The 21265-nt window shown below is 69.6% G+C and carries 23 protein-coding genes; 13 read left to right on the forward strand and 10 right to left on the reverse strand.

Annotated elements, in window-relative coordinates; genetic code table 11:
* The first annotated feature begins 69 nt into the window (after positions 1-69).
* From KCH87_RS10910 to KCH87_RS10920, 3 genes are read left to right on the forward strand one after another with little or no spacing between them, the layout of a single operon-like run.
* A complete protein-coding gene (locus KCH87_RS10910) occupies positions 70-1059 on the forward strand; it encodes a carbohydrate ABC transporter permease (RefSeq protein WP_210585772.1) in 990 nt (329 codons plus the stop codon).
* Entirely contained in the window at positions 1056-1898 is an 843-nt protein-coding gene (locus KCH87_RS10915; protein ID WP_210585773.1) for a carbohydrate ABC transporter permease, read from the forward strand. Before KCH87_RS10910 ends, KCH87_RS10915 begins: the two co-directional genes overlap by 4 nt.
* A gap of 9 nt (positions 1899-1907) precedes the next feature.
* Positions 1908-3398 carry a glycoside hydrolase family 3 protein gene (locus tag KCH87_RS10920; RefSeq protein ID WP_210585774.1) on the forward strand — a complete coding sequence of 497 codons (1491 nt, stop codon included), beginning with the start codon at positions 1908-1910 and terminating at the stop codon, positions 3396-3398.
* A 154-nt stretch (positions 3399-3552) separates the two neighbouring features.
* Here KCH87_RS10920 and nagB read toward each other — a convergent pair whose 3' ends face one another.
* Positions 3553-4338: a glucosamine-6-phosphate deaminase gene (nagB, locus tag KCH87_RS10925; RefSeq protein ID WP_210585775.1), complete on the reverse strand. Its 786-nt coding sequence runs from the start codon at positions 4336-4338 to the stop codon at positions 3553-3555.
* Positions 4339-4565: 227 nt separating this feature from the next.
* Positions 4566-5318 (reverse strand): SDR family oxidoreductase, encoded by a 753-nt coding sequence (locus KCH87_RS10930; RefSeq protein ID WP_210585776.1) that lies wholly within the window; start codon positions 5316-5318, stop codon positions 4566-4568.
* Between the two features lie 95 nt (positions 5319-5413).
* On the opposite strand from KCH87_RS10930, the gene KCH87_RS10935 reads away from it, so the two are divergent.
* The gene (locus KCH87_RS10935) at positions 5414-6046 is read left to right on the forward strand and encodes a TetR/AcrR family transcriptional regulator (RefSeq protein ID WP_210585777.1); all 633 of its coding nucleotides are present in this window, start codon (positions 5414-5416) and stop codon (positions 6044-6046) included.
* 357 nt (positions 6047-6403) lie between these two features.
* Positions 6404-7879, forward strand: a complete 1476-nt coding sequence (locus KCH87_RS10940) for a sensor histidine kinase (protein ID WP_210585778.1) — start codon at positions 6404-6406, stop codon at positions 7877-7879.
* 159 nt (positions 7880-8038) lie between these two features.
* Here KCH87_RS10940 and KCH87_RS10945 read toward each other — a convergent pair whose 3' ends face one another.
* On the reverse strand, positions 8039-8296 hold the full coding sequence (locus tag KCH87_RS10945; RefSeq protein WP_016639615.1) for a WhiB family transcriptional regulator: 258 nt from the start codon (positions 8294-8296) through the stop codon (positions 8039-8041).
* Positions 8297-8616: 320 nt separating this feature from the next.
* Positions 8617-9585, reverse strand: coding sequence for a diacylglycerol kinase family protein (locus tag KCH87_RS10950; protein WP_210585779.1), 969 nt, complete (start codon positions 9583-9585; stop codon positions 8617-8619).
* A 105-nt stretch (positions 9586-9690) separates the two neighbouring features.
* Between KCH87_RS10950 and KCH87_RS10955 the strand changes: the two genes are divergently transcribed.
* Entirely contained in the window at positions 9691-10131 is a 441-nt protein-coding gene (locus KCH87_RS10955) for a hypothetical protein (protein WP_210585780.1), read from the forward strand.
* A 36-nt stretch (positions 10132-10167) separates the two neighbouring features.
* Here KCH87_RS10955 and KCH87_RS10960 read toward each other — a convergent pair whose 3' ends face one another.
* The 3 genes from KCH87_RS10960 to KCH87_RS10970 all read right to left on the reverse strand — a co-directional run bounded on the left by KCH87_RS10960 (position 10168) and on the right by KCH87_RS10970 (position 12225).
* Positions 10168-11283, reverse strand: a complete 1116-nt coding sequence (locus KCH87_RS10960) for an RNA polymerase sigma factor SigF (protein WP_210585781.1) — start codon at positions 11281-11283, stop codon at positions 10168-10170.
* Positions 11280-11693, reverse strand: a complete 414-nt coding sequence (locus KCH87_RS10965; RefSeq protein ID WP_030784224.1) for an anti-sigma regulatory factor — start codon at positions 11691-11693, stop codon at positions 11280-11282. Before KCH87_RS10965 ends, KCH87_RS10960 begins: the two co-directional genes overlap by 4 nt.
* Positions 11694-11964: 271 nt before the next feature.
* Positions 11965-12225, reverse strand: a complete 261-nt coding sequence (locus KCH87_RS10970) for a UBP-type zinc finger domain-containing protein (protein ID WP_210585782.1) — start codon at positions 12223-12225, stop codon at positions 11965-11967.
* Between the two features lie 58 nt (positions 12226-12283).
* On the opposite strand from KCH87_RS10970, the gene KCH87_RS10975 reads away from it, so the two are divergent.
* On the forward strand, positions 12284-13879 hold the full coding sequence (locus KCH87_RS10975) for a Na+/H+ antiporter (protein WP_210585783.1): 1596 nt from the start codon (positions 12284-12286) through the stop codon (positions 13877-13879).
* Positions 13880-13908: 29 nt separating this feature from the next.
* On the opposite strand, the gene KCH87_RS10980 is transcribed toward KCH87_RS10975, so the two are convergent.
* Complete coding sequence (locus KCH87_RS10980; protein ID WP_210585784.1) at positions 13909-14817, reverse strand: 1-aminocyclopropane-1-carboxylate deaminase/D-cysteine desulfhydrase; 909 nt, start codon at positions 14815-14817, stop codon at positions 13909-13911.
* A gap of 16 nt (positions 14818-14833) precedes the next feature.
* Positions 14834-15424 carry an N-acetylmuramoyl-L-alanine amidase gene (locus KCH87_RS10985; protein ID WP_210585785.1) on the reverse strand — a complete coding sequence of 197 codons (591 nt, stop codon included), beginning with the start codon at positions 15422-15424 and terminating at the stop codon, positions 14834-14836.
* Positions 15425-15633: 209 nt separating this feature from the next.
* Between KCH87_RS10985 and KCH87_RS10990 the strand changes: the two genes are divergently transcribed.
* The 3 genes from KCH87_RS10990 to KCH87_RS11000 all read left to right on the forward strand — a co-directional run bounded on the left by KCH87_RS10990 (position 15634) and on the right by KCH87_RS11000 (position 19139).
* A complete protein-coding gene (locus tag KCH87_RS10990) occupies positions 15634-17037 on the forward strand; it encodes a family 2B encapsulin nanocompartment shell protein (protein ID WP_210585786.1) in 1404 nt (467 codons plus the stop codon).
* A 123-nt stretch (positions 17038-17160) separates the two neighbouring features.
* The gene (locus KCH87_RS10995; protein WP_247196017.1) at positions 17161-18288 is read left to right on the forward strand and encodes a family 2 encapsulin nanocompartment cargo protein polyprenyl transferase; all 1128 of its coding nucleotides are present in this window, start codon (positions 17161-17163) and stop codon (positions 18286-18288) included.
* A 248-nt stretch (positions 18289-18536) separates the two neighbouring features.
* The gene (locus KCH87_RS11000; RefSeq protein ID WP_210585788.1) at positions 18537-19139 is read left to right on the forward strand and encodes a GNAT family N-acetyltransferase; all 603 of its coding nucleotides are present in this window, start codon (positions 18537-18539) and stop codon (positions 19137-19139) included.
* Between the two features lie 102 nt (positions 19140-19241).
* Here KCH87_RS11000 and KCH87_RS11005 read toward each other — a convergent pair whose 3' ends face one another.
* The gene (locus tag KCH87_RS11005; RefSeq protein WP_210585789.1) at positions 19242-19832 is read right to left on the reverse strand and encodes a TetR/AcrR family transcriptional regulator; all 591 of its coding nucleotides are present in this window, start codon (positions 19830-19832) and stop codon (positions 19242-19244) included.
* A 112-nt stretch (positions 19833-19944) separates the two neighbouring features.
* Between KCH87_RS11005 and KCH87_RS11010 the strand changes: the two genes are divergently transcribed.
* The 3 genes from KCH87_RS11010 to KCH87_RS11020 all read left to right on the forward strand — a co-directional run bounded on the left by KCH87_RS11010 (position 19945) and on the right by KCH87_RS11020 (position 21265).
* Complete coding sequence (locus KCH87_RS11010; RefSeq protein WP_210585790.1) at positions 19945-20529, forward strand: dihydrofolate reductase family protein; 585 nt, start codon at positions 19945-19947, stop codon at positions 20527-20529.
* Between the two features lie 26 nt (positions 20530-20555).
* On the forward strand, positions 20556-20765 hold the full coding sequence (locus KCH87_RS11015) for a hypothetical protein (protein ID WP_210585791.1): 210 nt from the start codon (positions 20556-20558) through the stop codon (positions 20763-20765).
* A gap of 86 nt (positions 20766-20851) precedes the next feature.
* Positions 20852-21265, forward strand: coding sequence for a YciI family protein (locus KCH87_RS11020; RefSeq protein ID WP_210585792.1), 414 nt, complete (start codon positions 20852-20854; stop codon positions 21263-21265).

The following is a 21265-nucleotide window of genomic DNA, read 5'->3' on the forward strand; positions in this document are numbered from 1 at the left end:
TTTCCGTACGCACGTGTGGGTACGGGCCTTCGCTTTCGTACGACCTGAGGGACCGCTGAGGAGCGCGCGATGAGTGCCGCAGACACGACCACCCCTGCCAAGGTGCCGCCGCCGCGGCAGCCGGCCCCACCACCGCCGGTCGCGAAGAAGCCGCCAAGAAGCCGGAGGACCGGCGGACGAGGCCTGCCCTGGCTGCTGCTCGCCCCCTGTCTCCTCATCCTCGCGCTCGTCCTCGGCTACCCCCTGGTCCGTCTGGTCACCCTCTCCTTCCAGCAGTTCGGCCAGTCCCAGCTGTGGGGCTTCATGCCGGCGGAGTGGGTCGGGCTGGACAACTTCACCAAGGTGCTGAGCGACGGGGAGTTCTGGACGGTCGTCGTACGGACGATCTTCTTCGCCGCAGGCTGCGTGATCTTCACGATGGTCATCGGCATGCTGATCGCGCTGCTGCTCCAGCGCGTCTCCGGCTGGGTGAAGACGCTGGTCAACATCGCGCTGGTGGCGAGCTGGGGCATGCCCATCATCGTGGCGACCACGGTCTTCAAGTGGCTGTTCGACGCGGACTACGGCATCCTCAACGCGCTGCTCAGCAAGCTGCCCGGCGTCGAGATGATCGGCCACAACTGGTTCGCGAGCGGACCGGAGGGCCTGGCGGTCATCATGCTGCTGGTGGTCTGGGGGGCCGTGCCCTTCGTGGTCATCACGCTGAGCGCCGGTCTGACCCAGGTCCCGCAGGAGCTGGAGGAAGCGGCCCGGCTGGACGGCGCGGGCGCCTGGGGCGTGTTCCGCTATGTCACGCTCCCCATCCTCAAGCCGATCATCGTGATGCTGACCACCCTGTCGGTGATCTGGGACATGGGCGTCTTCCCGCAGGTCTTCGTGATGCGCAACGGCCATCCCGAGGCCGAGTTCCAGATCCTCACCACCTACTCGTACGACCGTGCCTTCGTGGTCAACGACTACGCGCAGGGCTCGGCGATAGCCCTGCTCACCGTGGTGCTGCTGCTCGGTGTCGTCGCCGTCTACATGCGCCAGATGCTGAAGATCGGAGAGGTCGAATGAGCACGCTGGTACCTCAGGCGCGCCGGAAGTCGAAGGCCGGCTGGAACCTCCTCGGCCTGTGCGTCTTCGTCACCGCGGGCTTCCCCGTCTACTGGATGCTGAACACGGCGTTCAAGCCGGAGAAGGACGCCATCGACCCGGACCCGAGCCTGTGGCCGACCGCCCTGACCTTCTCCAACTTCGGCCGGGCGCTGGACATCGCGGACTTCTGGGGCCCGGTCGGCCGCAGCCTGATCGTGTCGCTGGCCGTGGTCGTGATCGGCATGGTCGTCGGCCTGCTGGCCGCGCTCGCCATCTCCCGGTTCGCCTTCCGCGGCCGCAAGATCGTGATCGTCGGCATCCTGGCGGTCCAGATGGTCCCGCTGGTCGCCATGATCATCCCCGTCTTCCTGCTGCTCAACGACCTCGGTCAGTACGACAGGTTGACGGGCCTGATCATCACGTACCTGACCTTCATCCTGCCCTTCACGGTGTGGACGCTGCGCGGCTTCATCGTCAACATCCCGAAGGAGCTGGAGGAGGCGGCCATGGTCGACGGCTGCACCCGCACCGGCGCCTTCGTCAGGGTCGTGTTCCCGCTGCTCGCTCCGGGCATGGTCGCCACCTCGGTCTACGGCTTCATCCAGGCCTGGAACGAGTACCTCTACGCCCTGATGCTGCTCAGCCAGAACAACCAGACCGCGACCGTGTGGCTCAGCAACTTCAGCACCAAGCACGGCACCGAGTTCGCCCCGATGATGGCCGGCGCCACGATGATGGCCGTGCCGATCGTCGTCCTCTTCCTACTCGTCCAGCGCAAGATGGCCGCGGGTCTGACCGCGGGCGCCGTGAAGGGATAACGCCACCCGATGACGACACTCGCCAGCGGCACAGACACCTTGACGCGCGATGCCCTCACCGTCCTCCAGCCCGGCTTCCCGGGCACCACCGCCCCCGACTGGCTCCTCCGCCGCCTCGGCGAAGGCCTGGCCTCCGTCGGCCTGTTCGGCCGCAACATCGCCTCGCCCGAGCAACTCGCCGCACTGACCGCCCAGTTGCGCGCCGAACGCGATGACGTGCTGGTCGCGATCGACGAGGAGGGGGGTGATGTCACCCGCCTGGAGGTGAGGACCGGTTCCTCGTTCCCCGGCAACCATGCGCTGGGCGCGGTCGACGACGTCTCGCTCACCCAGGAGGTGGCGTACGAACTCGGCCGCCGTCTCGCGGAGTGCGGCGTGAACCTCAACTGGGCCCCGTCCGCGGACATCAACTCCAACCCCGACAACCCGGTCATCGGCGTCCGCTCCTTCGGCGCCGACACGGACCTGGTCGCCCGCCACACCGCCGCCTACGTCACCGGCCTCCAGTCGGCCGGAGTAGCCGCCTGCACCAAGCACTTCCCGGGCCACGGCGACACGGCGGTCGACTCCCACCACGCGGTCCCGCGCATCGACGCCGACGCCTCGGTGCTGTCGGCACGCGAACTCTCCCCGTTCCGCGCCGCGATCGCCGCCGGCACCCGTGCGGTGATGAGCGCCCACATCCTGGTCCCGGCCCTCGACCCGGACCGCCCGGCAACCCTGTCCCGCCGGGTCCTGACCGACCTCCTCCGCGGCCGACTCGGCTACGACGGCCTGATCGTCACCGACGGCATGGAGATGCAGGCCATCGCCGCCACCTACGGCATCGAACGCGGCAGCGTCCTCGCCATCGCCGCCGGCGCCGACGCGATCTGCGTGGGCGGCGGCCTCGCCGACGACGAGACGGTACGACGCCTGCGCGACGCCCTGATCACGGCGGTCCGCGCCGGTGAACTCCCCGAGGAACGCCTGGCCGACGCGGCCGAACGCGTACGGGCGCTGGCCCACTGGACCACCGAGACCTCGGCGGGCGCCGGCGAAGCACGAACGGACGTCGGCATGACCGCGGCCCGCCGCGCACTCCGGGTGACACACACGGAGACGTACGCCCCCCTGGACGAGGCCCCCTACGTCGCCGCCTTCACCCCGGAGGCGAACATAGCCGTCGGCGACGAAACCCCCTGGGGCGTGGCCGCCGAACTGACCCGCCTCCTCCCCGGCACGGAGACCTCCGCCTTCACAGAAGAGGACGCAGCCCACAAGGCCCTCGCCGCAGCCAACGGCCGCCGCATCGTGGCCGTCGTCCGCGACGAACACCGCCACGCATGGATGGCAGGGGCCCTGGACACGCTGCTGCGCGAAAGCCCCGACACGATCGTGGTCGAGATGGGCGTACCTCAGGCGACTCCGCGGGGCGCCCTGCACATCGCAACGCACGGGGCGGCACGGGTGTGTGGACGGGCAGCTGCGGAAGTCATAGCCGGGGTCCGGCTCGGGTAGCCGCTACGACGCTGAAGGCGCCGTTCCCTCGCAAGGGGACGGCGCCTTCAACGCTGTTAGGGGCGCGGGGCTGTATCCATTTGCGGCTCCGCCGCGTGGGCGCGACCAGCCACAACGAACCCGCAGCCGACGAAGAACCGAACCCGGCAGACGCCTAGATCCCCTGCCACTCCGGCTTGTTGGAAAACGTGTGCCGAAAGTAATCCGCAAGCTTCAACTTGGACGCAGCCCCCTCATCGACAACAACCGTCGCATGCGGATGCAACTGAAGCGCAGAGGCCGGACACACCGCAGCAACCGGCCCCTCAACGGTCGCCGCCACCGCATCGGCCTTCCCCTCACCCGTGGCGAGCAGCACAAGATGCCGAGCCTCAAGGATCGTCCCGATCCCCTGCGTGATGACGTGGTGCGGCACAGAATCGATGTCCCCGTCGAAGAACCGCGCGTTGTCCACCCGGGTCTGCTCGGTCAGCGTCTTGATCCGCGTCCGCGAGGCCAGCGAAGAGCACGGCTCGTTGAACCCGATGTGCCCGTCGGTCCCGATCCCGAGCAACTGAAGGTCCACCCCACCGGCGGCGCCCAACGCGGCGTCATACGCGTCGCACGCCCCCAGCACGTCCTCGGCCGTACCGTCCGGCCCCATGAACGCGTCCATCCCGAGCCCCAGCGGCTCCAGCACCTCGCGCCGCAGCACCGAACGGTACGACTCCGGATGCTCGGCCGGCAGCCCCACATACTCGTCGAGCTGGGCGATCCGCGCCTGCGAGGCGTCCACGGCACCGGACTTCACCTTGGCGGCCAGCGCCTCGTAGATGGGCAGCGGCGTCGACCCGGTGGCCACGCCGAGCAGGGCGTCGGGCTTGCGCCGCAGGAGCTGTGCCATGGCCTCGGCGATCAGCTCGCCACCCGACTTGGCGTCCGGAACGATGACAACTTCCACGCTGGGCCTGCCGATCTGGGGAGAGGGGCTCTGGGGGACCCGTAGGGACCGTGTGGTTTAGACCAATCTAACAGAGACGGGCCTTGCGTCCCAGGTGAACAGGGCACCCACACCACCACACTCCCTCGCGCACGCGGACACCCACACACCCACGTCGAAACGCGAAGCGACCCCTCAGCGACACATCGGCAACAACCGCTACGACCCGGAGCAACGGCGGTCGTCCCTCAGGTCAGCGAACCCCCCGTCGCATCCACCCAGCTCCCGGTCACCCACCGTCCTCCCCCGGACGCCAGAAACGCCACCACCTCCGCCACGTCGGCCGTCTCGCCCACCCGCCCGAGTGCGGATATCGCCGCTGCCTCGTCCCACGCCTCCTCGCTGGCGTGCAGCAGCTCATACGTGTTGTCGGTGGCGATGATCCCCGGCGCGACCGAGTTCACCGTGATGGTCCGCGAGCCCAGCACCTTCGACAGATCGCGGGAGAAGACGTCGAGGGCGCCCTTCGTCATGGCGTACGCCATGTTGTTCGGCATCGCCGCGGTCCGGGACAGTCCCGACGAGATGTTGATGACCCGTCCACCGTCGCGCAGCCGCGCCAGGCCGTGCTTGGCGATGAAGAACGGTGCCTTCACATTCACCGCGAAGACCCGGTCGTACTCCTCCTCGTCGATCTCCCCGATCGGCCGGGACGCACCGATCCCGGCGTTGTTCACCAGGATGTCCAGCCCGTCCGCATGCCGGTCGAACTCGTTCCACAGCGCCTCGGCGTCCCCCGGCAGCCCCAGCTCGACGCCGATCGCGAACGCCGAGCCGCCCGCCGCCTCGATCGCGGCGACCGTCTCCTTCGCGGCCGCCTCGCTCCTGCCGTAGTGCACCGCGACTCGCGCCCCGTCGCGCCCCAGGCGCTCGGCGATGCCTCGCCCGATGCCCCTGCTCGCACCCGTCACCAGTGCCGTCCTGCCGGCAAGCACGCCCATGTCGGCGCCCCCTTGTCATTTATCTAGTGGTCGCTACAGAAATACCGTACAACGCGGCACCGACATTTCTCTAGCACTCGCTATAAAATGAACCCATGGCGAGAACCGAGGAGACCGGCGAGCAGGAGAGGGCGAAGGGCAGGCTGCGTGGCCGCCCCCGCTCCTTCGACCGGGAAACCGCGTTGGAGAAGGCGATCATGGCCTTCTGGGAGCACGGTTACGAGGCGACGTCCGTCTCCGACCTCACCCACGCGATGGGCATCGGCGCCCCGAGCCTGTACGCGGCGTTCGGCGACAAGCAGGCGCTCTTCGCGGAGGTCGTCAGCGAGTACGGCGCGCGGTACGGCTCCTTCGGCGACCGCGCCCTCGCCGAGGAGCCCAGTGCCCGGGCCGCCGTCGCGCGCATGCTGCGGGAGGCCGCCGCCGAGTACACGGCCCCTGGCCGGCCGCACGGCTGCCTCGTCGTCCATGCGGCCACCAACTGCACCAGCCCCGAGGTCGAGGCGTCCCTGCGTGAGCGGCGCAATGCCAACATCGCCGCCTTCGAGCGCCGCATAAGAGCGGACATCGCCGCAGGCGAACTGCCGGCCGGTACCGACGCCGCCGCGCTCGCCCGGCATACGGGGGCGATGATCCAGGGCATGTCCCAACAGGCGCGCGACGGCGCGAGCCGCGAAGAACTGGAAGCGGTCGCGGAAATTGCCATGGCCATCTGGCCCCGTACCTAGCCCGGGAGGGTTAGGCTGCGAAGCGCCAACAACGCACAGGCTTCAACAACAAAACAGCTCCCAACGCATGGACATGGATAGTGGTCTAGTCCACAATGCGTAGAGAAACAGCGTGCGCATCACAGAGCCTCCGTCTTCCCCGCACAGGAAGACGGACCGAGGATCCGGAGCTCTCTGCCCTGACTGCCCCGGCTCCTCATCCTTCGGCCGACCGGGACCGCACACCCCGCGGCCGATGCTGCTCCGGGCTGCGGTGCCGGGAGGGTTGAGGGTCCCTCCCAGGCGCCGCGGCCCGCGGGTGTCTCAGGGGGGTCGCACATTTCAGAGCCGTACAAACCGCCAGGTACGCTCGCACACGTGCCCTCCATGAACGAACTGGTCCGCCAGCACACCGCCCTCGACGACTCCGATCTCGAGTGGCTGCATCTGCTGGTCTCGGAGTGGCAGCTGCTCTCCGACCTCTCCTTCGCCGACCTCGTCCTGTGGGTCCCCACCCGCGACGGCACGCGCTATGTCTCCGTCGCCCAGATGCGCCCCAACACCGGCCCCACCTCCTACCAGGACGACATGGTCGGCCACCTCGTGCCGCGCGGGCGCCGCCCCATGCTGGACGCCGCCCACGACGAGGGCCGGATCGTGCGCGAGGGCGACCCCGAGTGGCGAGAGGAGGTCCCGGTCCGCGTCGAGTCCATTCCGGTACGACGCGAAGGGCGCGTCCTCGGTGTCATCGCGCGCAACACCAACCTCCTCACCGTCCGCACCCCGAGCCGTCTGGAACTGACGTACCTTCAGAGCGCGTCGGACCTCGCCCAGATGATCGCGGCGGGCTCGTTCCCGTTCCCGAACCAGCAGATGGACATGGACGCCGCCCCGCGCGTGGGCGACGGTCTGATCCGGCTCGACGCGGACGGCATCGTCCAGTACGCCTCCCCGAACGCACTGTCCGCCTACCACCGTATGGGCCTCGCCGCCGATCTCGTCGGCTGCCACCTGGGCAGGATCACCGCCGAACTCGCCCCGTCCCGCGGGCCGGTGGACGAGGCGCTCGCCAAGGTGGCCAGCGGCTGGGCGCCGCGCGAGTTCGAGGTCGAGGCCCGGGACGGGGCGATCCAGTTCCGCACGATCCCGCTCAAGCCCAAGGGCACCCGCATCGGTTCCCTGGTCCTGCTCCGCGACGTCACCGAACTGCGCCGCCGCGAACGCGAGTTGATCACCAAGGACGCCACCATCCGGGAGATCCACCACCGGGTGAAGAACAACCTCCAGACCGTGGCGGCTCTGCTCCGCCTCCAGGCCCGCCGTATCGAATCCGACCGCGGGCGCGAGGCTCTCGAAGAGGCGGTACGACGCGTCGGCTCGATCGCGATCGTGCACGAGACGCTCTCCCAGAACCTGGACGAGCGCGTGGAGTTCGACGAGATCGCGGACCGGGTCCTCGCGATGGTCGCCGAGATCTCGCCGGGCAAGGTCGCCGGCCGGCGCACCGGACGCTTCGGCATCCTGGACGCCGAGGTCGCCACACCCCTGTCGATGGTTCTGACCGAAGTCCTCCAGAACGCCCTTGAACACGGCTTCCGTGAAGGCGACACGGGCACGGTCGAGGTCTCGGCCGTCCGTGGCGGCACGACGAAGGAGGCCCGTCTGCTGGTCACGGTCCAGGACGACGGGGTCGGCCTGCCCGAGGGATTCGACCCGCACACCGCGGGCAACCTGGGCCTCCAGATCGTACGGACGCTGGTGGAAGGCGAGTTGGGCGGTTCGTTCGACATGGTGCCGGCACCGGAGCGCGGCACTCAGGTGATCCTCGACATCCCGGTGCGCGCGAACAAATAGCACAGGCGCACAGCGAAGAGCCCCGGACCATCGAGTGGTCCGAGGCTAGTGCTCGTGCGTTATGCGCATCGGGGGTACTGCGCGCTGCGGCTCGGGGGCGGGAGATGCGTACTCGCTGTACGCGCCGCCAAGCTCAGGCTGTTTGCGGGGCAGGTGTTGTCAGGCGGAGGCCTGACGGGCCCGGTTGCGGGCGGCACGGCGCTTCATGGCGCGACGCTCGTCCTCGCTGAGACCACCCCAGACGCCGGAGTCCTGGCCGGACTCGAGCGCCCACTGCAGGCACTGCTCCATGACGGGGCAGCGGCGGCAGACGGCCTTGGCTTCCTCGATCTGCAGCAGCGCAGGACCGGTGTTGCCGATGGGGAAGAAGAGCTCGGGGTCTTCCTCGCGGCAAACGGCGTTGTGACGCCAGTCCATGGCTGCTACCTCTCCTTGGTATTACGTGCGGGTTGCTTGTGAATGTGAACGCTTTCACGAATCCCTCAACAAGTGAAGGGCCGACCGTCAGGTTTCCCTGGCGTGGTCCTGTGGATTGAAGAGGGGTTCCGGTGATCAGTGGACGCCGGTTCTGCGGGCTGTCCCGACCGCCACGTAGAGACTCGCAAACCTCAGCGGCGGATACAACCCCTTCCGGAAAGTTTTTTTTGATTCCTCGGTGTCGACTAGGTCACAGCCGTACTTCCATGGGGTGGATGCTGGCCTAAACGTTCGAGTGAAAGGACTTCAGCCCTTTCTGCTCACACAATCACACGCAGTGCACGGCGTACGCCTGTGAACGTCACGCTCGTACGCAGTCCGAGGTGGTCGCCGTCCATCTGGAGGGGTAGCGGGGCCTTCGAATGCAAGGTGAACCGGTCCAGGTCGTGCAGGCCCACAGCGTGCTTGCCATGGGGTCCGTGCTCGGGGGACGAATTGAGCAACTGGGTCCCATACCGGGCGACCGCAGGCATGGACAGCCGGGTCAGACCGAATACGTCGAGCCCGGTATCGAACGAGGCCTTAGGCGACGCGTACATCGGGCGATTGCCCAGATAGGTCCACGGCGCGGTGTTCGAGACTATGGACACCACCAGACCGGTCACCGGTTCCTCGCCGGCCCGCTCCAGGGTGATCGCGCCGTGCCGCCGGTTGGGTTCGCCGAAGAGCTGGCGGGCGACCTGGCGGACGTAGAGGGCATGTGTCGACTTCTTGCCCATCTCCCGCTGCTGTTCGACCCGGCCGACGACACCGCCGTCGAAGCCGAGCCCCGCGTTGAAGGTGAACCAACGGGCCGGGACGGCCTCGTCCTCGGTGCCCGGCGTGCCCGACGCGAGTCCCAGGCCGACCACGCGTTCGCTTTTGTCGCGCAGCGCGTCCAGTACGGCGCCGGTGGCCTCCACGGCGTCGTTCGGCAGGCCGAGGGCGCGGGCGAAGACGTTGGTGGAACCGCCGGGGACGACGGCGAGGCGGGGGAGGCGGTCCGGGTCGGGGCCGGCGTGCAGGAGGCCGTTGACGACCTCGTTGACCGTGCCGTCGCCGCCGAGGGCCACTACGAGATCGATGTCGCTGCTCTCCGCGGCCTGCCGGCCCAGGTCGCGTCCGTGCCCGCGGTACTCGGTGGTGACCGCCTCCAGCTTCATCTCGCTGGCGAGCGCATGGATCAGGACATCGCGCGTACGTGCGCTTGTGGTGGTTGCCGCCGGATTGACCACGAGAAGTGCACGCATGCGTTGCAGCGTACCTACTGGGTGGTACTGGGCCCAGTCCGAGGTAGGGGTCGGGTAAGAGATCCTGGACACGGGGGCGGACACCACGACGGCTACCCTGCACAGGTGAGCAGTGAGCAGACCCCCGCCCCGGAAGCCGCAGAACCCCGCCCCCGGCGCCTGACCTACGCGGCCGCGCTGGCCGGTCTGGAGGGGCTCGCCCTCGTCGTCGGCGGTGTCTGGATGCTGGCCCTGGGGATCACGGGCGACCCGGACGACCGGCAGCAGGCCGTCACCGGCGGTGTCACGCTGATCGTGCTCGCGCTGCTGCCGTTGCTGGCCGCCCGCGGACTGCTCGCCCGCCGCAGCTGGAGCCGTGGCCCCGCCGTCATCACGCAGATCATGGCGCTGCCGGTGGCCTACAACCTGCTCCAGGCCGACAGCCTGGCCATCCCCGGCGGCATCGCGCTCGCTCTCGTGGCGGTCACGGCGCTGGTGCTGCTGGTGAACGCCGAGACGACCCGGGCCCTCGGCATCCAGGGGCCCGGGAACGTGCCTCAGAAGTAGCCGTCACTCCACGGCCGTCACAGTCCGCGGCGGTCGTCATTCCTCCACGAGGAGCTTCTCCCGCAGCTGTGCCAGTGTCCGCGCCAGCAGCCGTGAGACATGCATCTGCGAGATGCCGACCTCCTGCGCGATCTGCGACTGGGTCATGTTGCCGAAGAAGCGCAGCAGCAGGATCCGCTTCTCGCGTGGCGGCAGGTCCTCGAGCAGCGGCTTGAGCGACTCGCGGTACTCGACACCCTCCAGGGCCTCGTCGTACGCGCCCAGCGTGTCCGCGACCGCCGGGGACTCGTCATCGGTGTCGGGGACGTCCAGGGACAGCGTGGAGTACGCGTTGGCCGACTCCAGGCCCTCCAGGACCTCTTCCTCCGAGATGCCCAGCTTCTCGGCCAGCTCGTGGACCGTGGGGGAGCGGCCGTGCCGCTGGGAGAGTTCCGCCGTCGCCGTGGTGAGCGCGAGGCGCAGCTCCTGGAGCCTGCGCGGGACGCGCACCGCCCAGCCCTTGTCGCGGAAGTGCCGCTTGATCTCGCCGACGACCGTCGGAGTCGCGTACGTCGAGAACTCGACGCCGCGCTCCGGGTCGAAGCGGTCGACCGACTTGATCAGGCCGATGGTGGCGACCTGCGTCAGGTCGTCCAGCGGCTCGCCGCGGTTGCGGAAGCGGCGCGCGAGGTGCTCGACGAGCGGCAGGTGCATACGGACCAGCCTGTTGCGCAGCTCCGCGTACTCCGCGCTGCCGTCCTTCAGCTTGCGCAGCTCGATGAACATCGCGCGCGCCCCGCTGCGGTCCTGAGGGTCGTGCTGCGTGGCCTGCACGCTCGGCACCCCCGGCTGATCGTCTCGCTCGTGCTCGCTCATCGTCCCGCCCGTCGCCCTTCCCCGAGCCGCCGCCCCTGCCCGGACCGGGGAGACCCCGATCGGCCCTTCCAGAGGCGCGCTCTGCACGGCACCTTCCCGAGCCCGCTGCCCGTCGTCCAGGAAGCCGGCCGCCGCCGTGTCGCCGGCGTCGTCCTCCGGGTGTTGCCGGGCCTGCTCGGGGATGCCGTCGATGCCGTCAGCCATGCGCCGGGCGTTGCTCGGACCGCTTGTGCCCTCGGCCGGCAGCTCCCTTGTGCCGCGCTCTTCGTCCCGCACCGGCCCGTCCCCGTCCTTCACGCCGGCCCGGGTCCCGCGCCGCGCTGTTTGTAGAGGCTGATCGAAACGGTTTTGTCGTCGTCCACCGCGGAGGAGACCTTGCCCGCCAGAGCGGACAGGACAGTCCAGGCGAAGGTGTCCCGCGCGGGGGCGTGACCGTCCGTGGTCGGGGCCGAGACGGTGACCTCGAGCGAGTCGTCGACAAGGCGGAAGACACAGCTGAGCACCGAGCCGGGCACGGCCTGCTGGAGCAGGATCGCGCAGGCCTCGTCCACCGCGATGCGCAGGTCCTCGATCTCGTCGAGGGTGAAGTCCAAACGGGCCGCGAGGCCGGCCGTGGCCGTACGCAGCACCGACAGGTAGGCACCCGCAGCCGGTAGCCGGACTTCCACGAAGTCCTGGGTCGCGGGCTCGCCTGCGATCTGGGACACCCTCACCTCCAAGGTGGTACAAGCATTTCGGGGCCGAGGGTCGCCCCCCGGGGTAACGCGATGTGTGGTTCAGCGGTGACGCTACCGCGCTCTCAAGTTTCCTGTCCCCGGGACCCCAACCCCTTGCTGTCACTCATAGTAAACCTACGGATACGCTCCGTGGCTAGGGGGTCTGCGGGCCCAATTGGGAAGAGCGCGCGCCGGGTTGACGTACCCAGACGTCACACGGTCGAACCGTCCGAATCAGCGCTCGAATACGTCGAATACAGCGTCACACAAGAACATGGTCGACGAAGCACCAGCGCCAGTTCTCACCGGGCTCGTGGGTCCGCATGATGGGATGTCCCGAGTCCTTGTGGTGCTCCGTCGCGTGCCTCCCCTGTGAGGAGTCGCAGCAGCCGACGTGACCGCAGTGGAGACACAACCGCAGCTGCACGGGGTGCCAGCCCTCCGCGAGGCACTCCGGACAGGTGTCGGTCAGTGGCTTGGGTTCCGGGTGCGGCAGCTCGTCGGCGTGCGTGCACTGTTTCATGATTGCCACAGTACGACGGGCGTGCGGATGATCGCGCGAAAAACGAGGGCGGGAACCGATGGACGTGATGCCACTGCTGCTGCTGGTGGCGGGCAGCGCCGTTGTCTCGGCGGCCGCCCGGCGGACCCCGGTGCCGGCTCCGCTGCTGCTGGTCGCGGCCGGTCTGGCGGTCTCGTACGTCCCAGGAGTGCCCGAGTACACACTGGACCCCCACATCGTCCTGCCGCTCGTCCTGCCCCCGCTGCTGCACTCGGCGGCCACCGACAGCTCGTATCTCGATCTGCGCGCGCAACTGCGGCCGGTCGCGCTGCTGTCGGTCGGGTACGTGCTCTTCGCGACCTTCGTCGTCGGCTGGGCGGCCTATGTGATCGTGCCCGACCTGCCGTTGACCGCGGCGCTGGTGCTGGGCGCGGTGGTGGCGCCGCCGGACGCGGTGGCGGCCACGGCGGTCGCGCGCCGGGTGGGGCTGCCGTCCCGCATCACCACGATCCTCCAGGGCGAGTCCCTGGTGAACGACGCCACCGCGATCACCGCCTACCGTGTGGCCCTCGCGGCCGCGGTCGGAGAAGGCGCCACCTGGGCCGGCGGGATCGCCGAGTTCGTGGTCGCGGCGGTCGGCGGCGTCGGTATCGGGCTGGTGCTGATGGTGCCGATCCACTGGTTGCGCACGCACGTCAGGGAGGCGCTGCTACAGAACACGCTCTCCCTGATGATCCCGTTCGTCGCGTACGCGGCCGCCGAGCAGGTGCACGCCTCCGGAGTCCTCGCCGTCGTGGTCGTCGCGCTCTTCCTCGGACACCGGGCCTGGGAGGTCGACTTCGCGACCCGCCTCCAGGAGGACGCGGTCTGGAAGATGGTGGCCTTCGTCCTTGAGTCGGCGGTCTTCGCCCTGATCGGACTACAGCTGCCGGTGGTCCTCAAGGATCTCGGGAAATACGAGGGGGCCATCGCCCTCTGGTACGCGATCGCCGTCTTCCTCGTGGTCGTGGCCTCCCGGTTCGTGTGGGTGTATCCGGCGGCCTTCCTGCCCCGCCTGCTGTCCCCCCGGATCAGGAAGCGGGAGGAGAACCCGACCTGGAAGGGGGTGTTCGTCATCGGCTGGGCCGGGATGCGGGGCGTGGTCTCACTGGCCATCGCGTTCTCGATCCCGCTGACCGTGCATGGCGGCGAGCCGTTCCCCGAGCGCAACCTCATCCTGTTCCTGACCTTCACGACGGTGATCGGGACGCTGGTCTTCCAGGGCGTCACACTGCCCCCGCTGATCCGCAAGCTGAAGCTGCCCGGACGGGACGAACAGGCCGAGACGCTGGCCGAGGCGAACGCCCAGGCGCAGGCCTCCCGGGCCGCCGAGCGCCGCTTGGACGAACTCCTCACCGACGAGCGCAACGCCCTCCCCGAGCCCCTCGCCGACCGCCTCCGCAGCGTCCTGGAGCGCCGCCGCAACGCCGTCTGGGAACGCCTCGGCGCCGTCAACCCCATCACCGGCGAAACCGCCGACGACACCTACCGCCGACTGTCCCGGGAGATGATCGGCGCGGAACGCGCGGTGTTCGTCAGGCTGCGCGATCTCCGCTACATCGACGACGAGATGCTGCGGACGCTGCTGCGCAGGCTGGACCTGGAGGAGGCGGCGGCCTTCAGGGAGACGACGTAGCGGGCTTCCCGGCACGCACGCGCGCGTGGTCAGCCGAAGGGCCGTCCGGTGACGACGGCCGCCAGTGTCGTCCCCCGCGGGAAGGCGCCCTCTTCCGCGAGGGCGACAAGGGCGTACAGCAACTTGGCGACATAGAGACGCTCGACGGGCAGGCCGTGGCGGTCCTCGAAGTCCTCGGCGAACGCGTCCAGGGCGGGGGTGGTGCGGGCGTAGCCGCCGAAGTGGAAGCGGTCGTCCAGGGTCCAGATGCCACGGGGACCGCCGAAGGCCTGGGCCTGGAGGGCCTCTATGTCGGCGGTCAGGAAACCCCCTTTGAGGACCGGAATGCCTAGAGCGCGCTGGTCGGGGGCGAGCCCGGCGGCCAGACCGGCGAGTGTGCCGCCCGTGCCGCAGGCGACGGCGGCGACATCGGCATGGCCGCGCAGCTCCTCGCCGAGCGCCTGACAGCCGCGTACGGCAAGGAAGTTGCTGCCGCCCTCGGGGACGACGTACGCGTCCTCGGCGCCCGACGCGCGCAGGACGGCCGCCAGGGTTTCGGGTTCGGTCTTGCTGCGGTACGTCGATCTGTCGACGAAGTGCAGTCGCATGCCGTCGTCGGCGCACCGGGCGAGGGACGGGTTGAGCGGACGGCCGGCGAGCTCCTGGCCGCGGACCACGCCGACCGTGGACAGCCCGAGGAGGCGGCCCGCGGCGGCCGTGGCGCGCAGGTGGTTGGAGTAGGCGCCGCCGAAGGTGACGACGGCGCGGCCGGCCGCCGCGGTGAGGTTCGGCGCGAGCTTGCGCCACTTGTTGCCGACCAGCTCCGGGTGGATCAGGTCGTCGCGCTTCAGGAGCAGGCGGATGTCGTGGCGGGTGAAGCGGTCGTCCTGCACCTCCTGCACGGGGGAGGGGAGACGGGGGTGCAGGTCGGTGAGGGCGGGCGTGTCGGGGCCGGGCACCCTGACATTGTCGTCGCTACTTCAGCCGGTCCGCGATGCGCCGGCGCATCGCCGTCATGGTGAACCCCCGAGGGTCCACCTTCCCCGGCTGCCACTCCAGGTGACCGATCACCGAGCGCTCCGTCCAGCCGTGGTGGCGGCAGATCGCGGCGGCGGCCCGTTCGATCGCCTCCAGCTGGGCCTCGGGCCAGGGATCCTTGCCGTCGCCGAGGTTCTCGCACTCGAAGCCGTAGAAGTGGCGGTTGCCGTCGGTGTTCGCCTCGTTGTCCGGCGGGAGCGCCTTCTCGGCGATCACCGCCCGCAGGACGTCGTCGTCGCCGAGGCCCGCGTGGTTGGCGCGGCCGTAGCCGACGAGGTGGACGGTGCCGTCCTTGGTGATCACACCCTGGCACAGCGGACCCGGCAGACCCTCGTAGCCGTTCCGGCACAGATCGACCGTGTGCGCGCTGCCCTTGGTCACCGTGTGGTGGATCATGACGCCGTGGACGGGTCCCCAGGGACCCTTGTGGTTGCGGTTGTGATGCCGCCAGTCGCCGACCCCGACGATCTTGACGCCTTCCGCACGCAATCTCTTCAAGAAGTTGTCCGCGGACATGGGTGGGGCCATGACCGTCTCCTTCCCGCTGCGCGACGGCCGCCGGGCGCGGCCGTCTGGTGATGGGTGGACAGGATCAGTGGTTGTGCCCAGCGGGCCGTGATCCATTCCCGCTCTTTCGTGTAATAGCACCGACACGCTCCGTGATGGAAGGCTTTGCGGTGCAGATCGATGCCCGGCGCAGATCGGCGCCGGTGCATGACCGGGAGGGCAATTCACATATGTCGGTAGGCGAAGAGATCCGCACCGAGCAGGACAGGCCGCAGCAGAGTCTCGGCACGGCGGCCGCGCGGAACCTGGCCACCACCACCAAGTCCGCACCACAGATGCAGGAGATCAGCTCCCGCTGGCTGCTGCGCATGCTGCCCTGGGTGAACGTCGAGGGCGGCACGTACCGGGTGAACCGCCGCCTGACCTACGCCGTGGGCGACGCCCGCGTGACGTTCGTGAAGACCGGCGACCGGGTCGAGGTCATCCCCGCGGAGCTGCGCGAACTGCCGGCGCTGCGGTCGTACGAGGACGAGGAGGTGCTCTCCGAGCTGGCCCAGCGGTGCCGGCAACAGGAGTTCGCCCCCGGCCAGGTGATCACCGAGTTCGGCAGCCCGACCGACGCGGTGTATCTGCTGGCGCACGGCAAGGTGGAGAAGATCGGCACCGGCCCGTACGGCGACGACGCCGTCCTCGGAGTCCTCGCCGACGGCGCCCACTTCGGCGACCAGGCGCTGCTGGACCCGGACGCCATCTGGGAGTACACCGCCCGCGCGCTCACCGCCTGCACGGTGCTCGTGCTGTCCCGCCAGGACGTCGAGCAGGTCGCGGAGCGCGCCGACTCCCTGAGCGCCCACTTCGACGAGCTGCGCGCGATCCCCGAACAGCGCACCAACAAGTACGGCGAGCAGCAGATCGACCTCTCGGCCGGCCACTCCGGCGAACCGGACATCCCGCACACCTTCGTCGACTACGAGGCCACGCCCCGTGAGTACGAACTGAGCGTCGCCCAGACCGTCCTGCGCATCCACTCGCGCGTGGCCGACCTCTACAACAAGCCCATGAACCAGACCGAGCACCAGCTGCGGCTGACGGTCGAGGCGCTCAAGGAGCGCCAGGAGCACGAGCTCATCAACAACCGCGAGTTCGGACTGCTCAACAACTGCGAGTACGAACAGCGGATCCAGCCGCACGACGGCGTGCCGAGCCCGGACGACATGGACGAGCTCCTCAGCAGGCGTCGCGGCACCAAGCTGTTCCTCGCCCACCCGCGCGCGATCGCTGCGTTCGGCCGCGAGCTCAACAAGCGCGGACTCGTCCCCGAGACCATCGACATGGGCGGTAACCGCATCCCCACCTGGCGCGGTGTGCCGGTCTTCCCGTGCAACAAGATCCCGGTCACCGAGGCCCGTACGACCTCGATCATCGCGATGCGTACCGGCGAGTCCGACCAGGGCGTCATCGGTCTGCACGCGACCGGGATCCCGGACGAGATCGAGCCCAGCCTGTCCGTGCGCTTCATGGGCATCAACGAACAGGCGGTCATCAACTACCTGGTGACGGCCTACTACTCGGCGGCGGTCCTCGTGCCGGACGCGCTCGGCGTCCTGGAGAACGTCGAGATCGGCCGCTGGTGACCGTCCCCGTCCGGACGCGGTGTCCCCGCCCGCGAGGGCGGGTACACCCTGGGGGTACGCGCCCAGCGGCGGCGGAAGGGCCACCGTCCGCAGACTCTCCGAGGCGATCCCATGGGTGAGTTCATGACGGAGACGAAGCAACGCACCGCCGGAACAAGGCGGTTCACCGAAGCACCGGAAAGGCCAGGGCCCATCGCGAAGGGGACGCAGGGCGGGCCGGACCGGCTCGACGGGCACGAGGCGTCGGGGATCCTGGAGCGCGCCCGGACCTCGGTCGACCCGGCGCTGCGCGCCGCCGTCGAGTCGCTGCCCGGCTCCATGCGCCGTATCGCGCGCTACCACTTCGGGTGGGAGCACGCGGACGGTACGCCGGCGGCGGGCAACGAGGGCAAGGCGATCCGTCCCGCGCTCGTTCTGACCGCGGCCGCCGCGCTCGGCGGACCCGAAGCCCGGGCGGCGGCCGTGCGTGCGGCCGCGGCGGTGGAGCTGGTCCACAACTTCACGTTGCTGCACGACGACGTGATGGACCGCGACAGCACCCGTCGGCACCGGCCCACCGCCTGGACCGTGTTCGGCGACGCCGACGCGATCCTCGCCGGGGACGCCCTCCAGGCGCTGGCGCTGCGGCTGCTCGCCGAGGACCCGCATCCGGCGTCCGCGGCGGCCGGGGTCCGGCTCGCGGACTGCGTCATCGAACTGTGCGCCGGTCAGCAGGCGGACGTGGCGCTGGAGCGGCGCGGCCCCGACGAGGTCGGTCTCGACGAGGTGCTCGACATGGCCGAGGCGAAGACGGGCGCGCTCCTCGGGTGCGCGTGTGCGCTGGGCGCGCTGTACGCGGGGGCCGCGGAGGAGGACGTCGAGGCGCTGGACTCGTTCGGCCGGGAGGCCGGGCTCGCCTTCCAGTTCATCGACGACGTGATCGGCATATGGGGCGACCCGTGCCGTACCGGCAAGCCGGCCGGAGCGGATCTGGCCGTCCGCAAGAAGTCGCTGCCGGTCGTCGCCGCGCTGGTCTCCGGCACCCCGGCCGCCGCGGAGCTCGCCGAGCTCTACGGAGCGCCGTACCAGGAGGCAGACCTGGAGCGCACGGCGCTGGCCGTGGAACAGGCGGGCGGCCGCGACTGGGCGCAGGACCAGGCAGCCGACCGAATGGCCCACGCCATGCGGCAACTCTCCCGCGCTGTACCGGACCCGGAGGCGGCGGGCGGCCTGCTCGCGCTGGCGGAGTTCGTGACACGGCGCAGCAGCTGAGGGCGCGGCGACGGTGTTCGTGACGTCGACGTCACAGTCACAGCGACCGTCGACCGGAAAGACCCCGGAGCCACCGGCCCCGTGCGGCTCCTGACCCCGCACGGTCACCGGTGGCTCCGGCACGGCGGGTCCCGCACAGCCCCACGGTGCGCGGGGCCCGCCTCCTGTCGCCCAAGTCACCGGCCCAGCCACCGGACGGGCTTCAACGGCCGTACGATCAGGGCCGGTTGATGACGAAGGGGCGACACATGGGCGTGGCGATCCGGACGGCGGGCGAGGACGACCGGGAGCCGGTGATCCGGCTCCTGGACGAGGCCTTTCAGGACGACCCGGTGAGCGGCTGGGTCTTTCCCGGCGTCGAGTACCGCCGTACGACCCACTCCAGGCTGATGGCGGCCTTCACCGACGCCGTGTTCGCCGAGGGGCGGATCGACGTCACCGAGGACGGCACCGCCTGCGCGCTCTGGCTGTCCGTGCCCGCGGCGGACCCGGCCGACGGCCACGCCGACGACCCGGCACCCGCCCAGGTGCGTGAGGCCGTCGACCCGGACAACGAACGCGTCGAGCTGATCGCCCGTCTGACGGCCGGCATCCACCCCTCGGACCGGGCCCACGCGTACCTGTGGATGATCGGTGTGGCCCCCGGTCAGCAGGGCAGGGGCCTCGGCACCGCCCTCATCGCCGCGGCCCTCGACCGCTGCGACCGCGCGGGCCTGCCCGCCTACCTGGAGGCCAGCAGCGCCCGCAGCCGGATGCTGTACGAGCGGCTGGGCTTCGAGTTCACCGGCCGCGCCCTCACCCTCCCGGACGGGCCGACCATGTGGCCGATGTGGCGCGAGGCGCTCCGCTGAGGAAGGGCCGCGAATGGTCGTGGGTCGTCTGCGGGGCCGTCGTGGCTGGTCGCGCAGTTCCCCGCGCCCCTTTGGGGCGCTGCTCAGCCGGAGGCCCGCTGATCAGGCCTCCGGTACCACCGTCGCCACTATCCGCTCCACCAGGCCGTTCGGCGCTGTGACGCCCGGCAGTACGTCGTGCAGCACGTCCGGCAGGGTCAGGTGCTCCAGGATCAGGCCGAGCATCGCGAGGTACAGCACGGTGACGGTCTCGTCGCCGCCGGGCAGTCCTGCCTCGCGGTGGAACTCCATGCCGTAGTCGAGGTCCGAGCGCACCGACTTGGTGAACGAGGCGAGCAGTTCGGGGCGCCGGGTGGCTTCGAGGCGCATCTCCAGGAGGGCGAGATACCCCGTGCGGTCGCGCGTCGCGCGGGCCATCAGGTCGTGCATGAAGGCCGTGACCAGGGAGCGGTCCCTGGGCCTGGTCATCAGCTCGCTCAGCACCTCGGGGTCCGGCGCCAGCCGGATGTGCAGCCGTTCGTCGATCTGGCGCAGCAGATCGTCGCGCCCGGTGAAGTAGTTGGAGGCGGTGCCCACCGGCACCCCGGCCTCGACGTCCACCGCACGGAACGTCAGCCCCCGCGCACCTTCCCGCGCGAGCACCTCGACCCCGGCGTCGACCAGCGAGGCCCTGCGCTCCGGATTCCTGGCCAATGCGGAATCCCCTCTCCCACTTGAGTCCGTACCGGAAAATCGCTTGCAACCACTACAAGTGAAGTACTACAACTGAAGTGGTTCATACGGCAGCCTACGGAAAGAGACCGGCTTGCGAAAGCTCACGTACTTCATCGCCTGCTCGCTCGACGGCTTCATCGGCGACCCGGCCGGTGACGCGACCGCCATGTACCGCTTCGTCGACGAGGAGTTCCTCGACTTCCTCAAGAGCGAGTACCCGGAGACCATGTCCACCCCCGGTCGCCGCGCCCTGGGCCTCGACGACCTGGAGAACAAGCGGTTCGACACGATCATCCAGGGCCGGGCCAGCTACGAGGTGGCGCTGAAGGACGGCATCACCAGCCCGTACGCCCACCTGCGCGAATACGTCGCCTCGCACACCCTGAAGCACTCACCGGACCCGCACGTGGAGATCATCGCCGACGACCTGGTCGGCAAGGTCCGCGAACTGAAGGCGGAGGACGGCGAGTTCGGCATCTATCTGTGCGGCGGATCGCAGCTCGCGGGTGAACTGCTCGACGAGATCGACGAACTCGTCATCAAGTCGTACCCGATCGTCTACGGCACGGGCATGCCGATGTTCGGGTCCGGCCTCGCGGTCACGGAGTTCACGCTCGACGATGTGCGCACGTTCAAGAATGGCGCGCTCGTGCGGACGTACAACAGGGAGCGCTGAGGCCCCTGCCGCTCTAGGCTTGGGGCATGGACAGCGAAAAGCACGCCTGTCCCGCCTGTGGACAGTCCGTCGAAACAGTCGTCAAGCGCCACAAGACGCTGGGCGCATGGGTTCCGAAGTGGGTGCCGGGACCGTGTCACAACCCCGATTGCGCGGCATCCGTCGAGACGGGCACCGAGCCCGCCGAGGAGCCCGCGAAGACCACACCGAACGAGACCGCCGCCAAGAAATCCTGAAGCCAGTGTCGAGAAGCCCGGCCCGGCTCCGACGTCCCCTGTGAGAGCCGCCCACCGAGGGCGGTCGGAACCGAAGGAGCGGACTGATGAAGTACCTGGTGATGGTGCAGGGATCACAGGTGGACTACGAGGCGATGCGCGGCAACGGCTCCGCGCAGTCCCCGGCCTGGAACGAGAAGGACCTCCAGGCGATGTACGCCTTCATGACCTCGATCAACGACGACCTCGCCGAATCCGGCGAAATGGTCGACGCCCAGGGCCTGGCCGAGCCCGCGAAGACCCGGCACGTCAGCCTGGACGCGGACGGCAAGCCCGTGATCACCGACGGCCCGTACGGCGAGACCAAGGAGCTGCTGGCCGGCTACTGGGTCCTGGACTGCGCGAGCCTGGAGCGGGTCACGGAGATCGCCGCGCGCGTCGCCCGCTGCCCCCAGCCCGCCGGGGCACCCGAGTACCCGGTGGTGATCCGGCAGATCATGGACGGCGCCGGAGACATCTGA

Origin of the sequence: Streptomyces sp. GESEQ-35, from assembly GCF_017948485.1 — a bacterium.
Taxonomy (GTDB): domain Bacteria; phylum Actinomycetota; class Actinomycetes; order Streptomycetales; family Streptomycetaceae; genus Streptomyces.